Genomic DNA, 6016 nt, shown 5'->3' on the forward strand with positions numbered 1-6016 from the left:
CGTGGCGAACTGGCGCGACATCTCGCGCCGCTTGCCGAGGCGCTTGGTCAGGACCCCTTCGCCGTCCACGCAGAACTGGCCGCCACTGGTGCGGCATTTCCGTCCGAGCATCGCGCGGCCATGGCTGCGGAACTTGCCACGTCCACGATCCCCGCTGTGCGCGACTCGGCGCTCGGTTTCCTGCTCGATGCCGATCCCGGTCCAGGCGTCGCGGTGCTGGAGGTGCTGGTCGAACAGGCGCGCCGCAACCCCGCGCCGAGCCGCCTGGTTGAACGGCTCATCAGCCTTCGTCCGTGGTTGCCGCCGGCGCGCCAAGCCAAGCTGGACGCCGCAGTCCGCGCCCTGCGCGCCAACACGGCTGCACCTGTGCCGGCGCCGCGCATCGAGGTTGCCAGGCTGCTTGCCTCCTTGTGCGACGGGGCAGGGGCGCAAAGCCTGTTTGCCCTGCTCAAGACCGGACGTCGCTTCGCCCTGGCCTCCGTGCTCATCAAGGCAGATGTGGGCGTGGCGGATGCGTGGGTTCGCGAGGACATGGCGAAGCGTGAGGCCGACGGCATCATCACCGAGATCACCGGCGCGACCGAGGCGGTCACGGTGCCGATCAGCTTCGTCCAAAGCCGGCTGGCTGACGCATTGGCGATCAATCTTGCAGAAGGAACCCTTCCGCCATTTGGCCTGCTGCAAGTGACCGAGGCGCTTGGGATCGGCCTGCTGCAGCCGGCCGAGATCTCGCCAATGGCTTTGGCAGCCCAGCTGCTCGCTGGCCTGCCGCCCGACCAGACCGGACCCGATGCGACGCGCGCTGCGCATGCGGACGCCGCGGATTGGCCCGAACTGTTCGAGACCGTGGGCTCCTGGTTTGAAGCCGGAGAGGCGATCGAGGCGTTGCTGCAGCCCATCCCATCGCGCAGCAAGCGGATCGAGGCAGTGCTGACGCGGCATTTGCCGGGCCGCCGCCTCTTCTGGGCCGAGCGCTGCGCCTGGATGGCGGCGACGCTACAGGGCAGCGCCGGCGACGATGGCGAGGAGTGGCTCAACTTCGCCCTGGTCGCCCGCGACCTCGCCAGCGGAGAGCCTTTGTCCGATTTCGCGTTGTTCCACGTCATCGCAGAGGCGACGGTCGACGCCTTCGCTGCCAGCGCACCCAGGCGGCGGCAAGTAAGGCGGAGGGGCCGCTGAAGCTGCAGGACCGGCCGTCATGGCGCAGAACCCTGGCGCGTCTGGCGAATCGGCGAAGGTAGCAGCATGACCGGCACCACGCGCGGCGGCGCGCCTTCAAGCCGACTGAGGCCGAGCAGGAACTGGTCAACCCTCCGCTGCGCGGCAGGGGGTTCAACGTGACCGCCACCAACATCGGCGACGAGCGCTACGTCGCGAGCTGCGACAGCATGTCGGCCTGCTTCTACGGCCCGGGGCGCAACGTGCTCGGTACCCTGAGCTGAGGTGAGGCCCCCACCAGGCTTCGTGGTGGAGGGGGCCAAGGTGCCTTGGCCATCGCTCACGGTGCGCTCAGCCACCGACAGCCGCGTCCCGCCGGACAGCAAGGGACAGTCGCGAATGAGAGCGTGATCGCCAGAGGCTGGAACGACCGGCGGCGCAAACCCTCAACCCCCGGCGCGGCGGATCTTCTGCAGGTCGAGTTCGCCCTTCGCGCCCCAGCCCGTCACATCTGGCGGCACCTCCGGCCGGAACTGCTCGTACAGGCGAAAGCCGTTCCGGTTCAACGCGTCGGGCGTGTATCGTCCCGCCAGGTCTTCCATCGCGGCCCGGACCTCGCCGAGCCGCTTGCCGAAGGACCTGGTGAGGTAGGCGGCAACCGGAGCGGCCTGTGCAGGACCCGCATCGCCGGCATCCGCAAGGACCACGCCGTCCGCATCCTGTGTCAGCCGGACCTCCCTGCCGAGCAGTCTGGCCGTCGTACGGGGTGACGAGGCGGAGGGGCCGGTAGGAGCGCGTTCCTCCGCGAGACCAAGCCGATGTGCCTTGGCCCGCTCCGCCGTGGCGGCCACGGCGCTGGCAAGGCTGAGCGCGGTCGCCGGCGGATGACCCTGCCGCTCGGCCACCACCGCCGCCCACAGCGTCAGCACCGGTGCACGATTGACACGAACGAAGGAGGAAGCGTCGGTCATGCCCGGCCCCGTGCTTCATGACCTGCGCCTGCCGAAGGCCGGCAGACATTTGAACCACGATCCGCGGGACCTGCCATCATGCGGGCCAACGTATCATGCGCTGCAGACTCCTGGAGGAAGTGGTGCGACCTGCCAGGCCTCACACGCCCGCAGAAAGAAATTGCTTCGCCGCGGATCGTGGGAGCAGAGTGCCGCCAACCCGTCTTGTCGATGGCCTCGTTTTCGAAGGAGAGAACGATCATGAACGACGATGTGGTTGCAGCGCTGAGCGACAGGTTGCGCGGAACGGTCGTGGGACGGCGTGATCCGGAGTACGACGAAGCCCGCGCCCTCTACAATGGCATGATCGACAAGCGGCCGTTGGCCATCCTGCGATGTGCCGACGTCGCTGATGTCATCGCCGCCGTGAACGCCGGACGCGACGCGGGCCTGCCGATCGCGATCCGGTGTGGCGGCCATAACGGGCCAGGCCTTGGAAGCGTGAACGACGGTCTCCTGATCGATCTTTCGCAATTGCGCGGCGTTCGCGTAGACCCGGCAAGCCGCACGGCGCGTGTCGAGGCGGGCTGCACGCAGGGCGACGTGGATCACGCCACCCATGCCTTCGGCCTTGCGGTCCCGGCGGGCATCATCTCCACGACCGGCATCGCCGGCCTGACCCTCAGCGGCGGGCATGGGTATCTGTCGCGGAAATATGGCCTGACCATCGACAACCTGCTCGAGGCGGATGTCGTGCTGGCCGATGGCAGCTTCGTCGTGGCCAGCAAGCAGCAGAACGCCGATCTGCTCTGGGCGCTCAGGGGCGGTGGCGGCAATTTCGGTATCGTCACCAGCTTCCTGTTCCAGCTTCATCCGGTCAGCACGGTCTTCGCCGGGCCGATCGCCTTCGATCAGCAGCACGCGCGCACAATCATGCGCGCCTATCGCGATATTCTGCCGCAGTTGCCGGAGGAACTGGGCCTGTTCCTGGGGCTGAAGACGGTGCTGTCCTCGCCACCCTTCCCCGAGCCACTCTGGGGCAAGCGCATCTGCCTGCTGATGTGCTGCTACGCAGGACCGGAGGAGGAGGGCCGGAAGGCGCTGGCGCCGCTGCTGGACGCGCTGCCGGAGCCGCATTTCAACTGGATGTCCGAGATGCCCTATCCCGCGGTACAGTCCATGTTCGATGGCCTCTATCCCAAGGGGATGCAATGGTACTGGCGCGGCGATTTCGTGAAATCGCTTCCCGACGAGGCGATCGAGGCGCATATCGAGCAGGCATCGCGCACGCCGAGCGAGTTGTCCCTCATGCACCTCTACCCGATCGACGGCGCCGTGCATCGCGTCGCGAAAGACGAGACGGCCTGGAATTGCCGCGATGCGACCTGGTCGATGGTGATCGCCGGCATCCACCCGGATCCACAGATGGCCGGCCCGGTGACCCGTTGGACGAAGGCCTACTGGGACGCTGTCCACCCCTTCGACCTCGGCGGTGCCTATCCCAACTTCATGATGGACGATGAAGGGGATGCTCGGCTGAAGGCAAGTTTTGGCGGCAACTACCCGCGCCTCGCCGCAGTGAAGAAGCGCTATGACCCGGCCAACCTATTCCGAGTAAACCACAACATCCAACCAGCCGCGTAACGGCCGCGCTAGAGCACTTCGATGTTGCACGGAATCGCGGGTTCTGGTTCGACGCTGGTGATGCAGCGTTGAGGCGATGATGACGGCACCCTTGTCTACGGACCTCCGGCGGCGCCTGGTCCGGGCGGTTGAGACGGGCAGCACGGCGCGGGAGGCGGCGCGACGCTTCGAGGTGAGCCCCTCGGCGGCGATCAAGCTGATGCAGCGGGTGCGCGAGACGGGCAGCGCGGCGCCGGCCAGGATCGGCGGCTACCGAAAGCCCCTGCTGGCCGGGCACGAGGTCCTGTTGCGCGAGCTGACAGCGGCGAAAGCGGGCATCACCCTGGCTGAGCTGCGAGCGGAGTTTACCGAGCGCAGCATCGAGGCAGGCTCACTGACGACCATCTGGTCGACACTGCGCCGGCTTGGCCTGCGGCACAAAAAAAGTCGCTGAGGGCAGCCGAGCAGGACCGACCCGACGTTGCCGAACGGCGCCGCCACTGGCGGGTGTGGCAGCGTTTCATGGACCCGGCGCGCTTCGCTTTCCTTGATGAAACCGGCGCCACCACGAACATGGTGCGCCGCTACGGCTGGGGACCACGCAACGAGCGCCTGGTGGATGCCGCGCCGCACGGCCACTGGAAGACCACCACCTTCGTCGCCGGCCTGCGCAGCACCGGCATCGTCGCGCCGCTGGTGCTGGATGGGCCGGTGACGGGCGAAGCCTTCCGCGCCTATGTCGAGCAGTTTCTGGTGCCCATGCTGTCACACGGCGACGTGGTGGTGATGGACAACCTCGCCGCCACAAGGTGGCCGGGGTGCGCGAGGCCATCCAAGCGGCACGTGCCCACGTCATGCTGCTGCCGGCCTATTCGCCCGACTTAAACCCCATCGAACAGGCCTTTGCCAAGCTCAGGGCCGGGCTCCGCAAGGCAGGCGCCCGCACGCGTGAGGCGCTGTGGAACACCATCGGCCAACTGCTCGATACCTTCAGCCCCACCGAGTGCCGTAACGACCTCGCCAACGCTGGCTATGCATTCGAGTAAACCAAAATGCTCTAGCCTAGAGCGATGAGCACCTGTCTTGTTTTGCCAAGCAGGCGAGGCATGTCCGTTGTTCCGTCATCGACGCCGGTCGTTCAACGAAGCGCCGCGTTCGCCTCCTCGAACAGCCGCATGTTCTTCTCGACGTCGTAGCGCTTCTCGGCCAGCGACTCAGGGTCCCACTCGCTCCGTTCCATGGCGAAGAAATCGCCACCGTAGACGTGGATCGCGCCCGTCAGGCGCGGGATCGGGTTGGTCACCGAGTGGATGACGTCGCGGCCGAGTACAGTGCAGTCGCCAACACCGAGCGCCTTGGCCCCCGCAGCCTCCACCTTGCCGCCTTCGAGACGGCGCCAGAAGATGTTGTCCTCGCGGCCGGTATAGATGCCGATCACCGCCCACATGCGATGGTCGTGGGGCATCAGCGTCATCTTTGGCCCCCAGACCAGATTGAGGATGGTCAGGTCAGGCGAGTGGTAGAGCTTGTGCACGCCAGCCCGCTTCGGCTCGCCCAACCCGGCCAGGACGGCATTGGGATCGGCCACAGTTCGTGCCACGACCTCACGCACTGCACGATGTCCACCTCGATCCTCAGCCAGTGCTGCACGGCAGTCGTCGGCGAACCTGTCTAAGTCGAACATCTCCGTCGCTCCTTTCAGAGGCGCAGTGGATGCGACCCGCGTCCCAGGAAGACAGCTTAGCAAGTACCGGTTCATTCGTTCACGCAGAAGAGGTGCTCACTCGTCAACGCGAACGGCGGTGCCGACCGTTGCTCCGGCTGAGGCAATGAGGGATCAGGTGCACCTGCACTTGCGCCTTTCTTGCCCGACTTGGGTCACACGCACCCAACTCCGATCAAAGCGCGGCCTGCTAGTCACACGAACTCACCAGCAGTGGAGGAGGCGGCCAGGGTTCGGCGCCATCGACGCTACTGCCTCCCTGCTGGACCAACAGCCGAGTGAGGCCGTTGAGTGTCCCACGGTTGCACTCCTGGTCGCTCGTCATGCTCGCATGCGGCCCGATACTGCCATCATGAATTTCGGACTGGCTCGGTTGCCGGTACGGGTACCGCAAAAACCCAATCTCATGACAGGCATCCATATCCCCCACGATGCAATCTACCTGCAAGGTCATGAGCCACTGATCCTGCTGGTGCTGCTCGGGGCTGGTCTCGGCCACGGCTGGTGATGTAATTATCACGGCCGCCGAGAGAAAGAAGGCTAAGCGCATGGCTTGCTCCTC

The 6016-nt window shown here is 66.2% G+C and carries 5 protein-coding genes and 1 pseudogene; 3 read left to right on the forward strand and 3 right to left on the reverse strand.

Annotated features, from left to right (window positions below; translation table 11 throughout):
* A partial coding sequence (locus ACFHPP_RS30140; protein ID WP_437166926.1) for a hypothetical protein occupies window positions 1-1179 on the forward strand: 1179 nt, incomplete at its 5' end.
* 425 nt (window positions 1180-1604) lie between these two features.
* Here the strand turns inward: ACFHPP_RS30140 and ACFHPP_RS30145 are convergent.
* Window positions 1605-2129 (reverse strand): hypothetical protein, encoded by a 525-nt coding sequence (locus tag ACFHPP_RS30145; protein ID WP_437166927.1) that lies wholly within the window; start codon window positions 2127-2129, stop codon window positions 1605-1607.
* 240 nt (window positions 2130-2369) lie between these two features.
* Here ACFHPP_RS30145 and ACFHPP_RS30150 point away from each other — a divergent pair, with 240 nt between their 5' ends.
* Both ACFHPP_RS30150 and ACFHPP_RS30155 read left to right on the forward strand, forming a co-directional pair.
* Window positions 2370-3752, forward strand: coding sequence for an FAD-binding oxidoreductase (locus ACFHPP_RS30150; RefSeq protein WP_437166928.1), 1383 nt, complete (start codon window positions 2370-2372; stop codon window positions 3750-3752).
* A 79-nt stretch (window positions 3753-3831) separates the two neighbouring features.
* Window positions 3832-4777: pseudogene (locus ACFHPP_RS30155) on the forward strand (IS630 family transposase).
* A 92-nt stretch (window positions 4778-4869) separates the two neighbouring features.
* Here ACFHPP_RS30155 and ACFHPP_RS30160 read toward each other — a convergent pair.
* Window positions 4870-5415 carry a hypothetical protein gene (locus ACFHPP_RS30160; protein ID WP_437166929.1) on the reverse strand — a complete coding sequence of 182 codons (546 nt, stop codon included), beginning with the start codon at window positions 5413-5415 and terminating at the stop codon, window positions 4870-4872.
* 229 nt (window positions 5416-5644) lie between these two features.
* Window positions 5645-6016, reverse strand: a 372-nt coding sequence (locus ACFHPP_RS30165) for a hypothetical protein (RefSeq protein ID WP_437166930.1), incomplete at its 5' end; no start/stop codon positions are given.

This window comes from Falsiroseomonas sp. E2-1-a20 (assembly GCF_051433195.1).
Lineage (GTDB): Bacteria > Pseudomonadota > Alphaproteobacteria > Acetobacterales > Acetobacteraceae > Falsiroseomonas.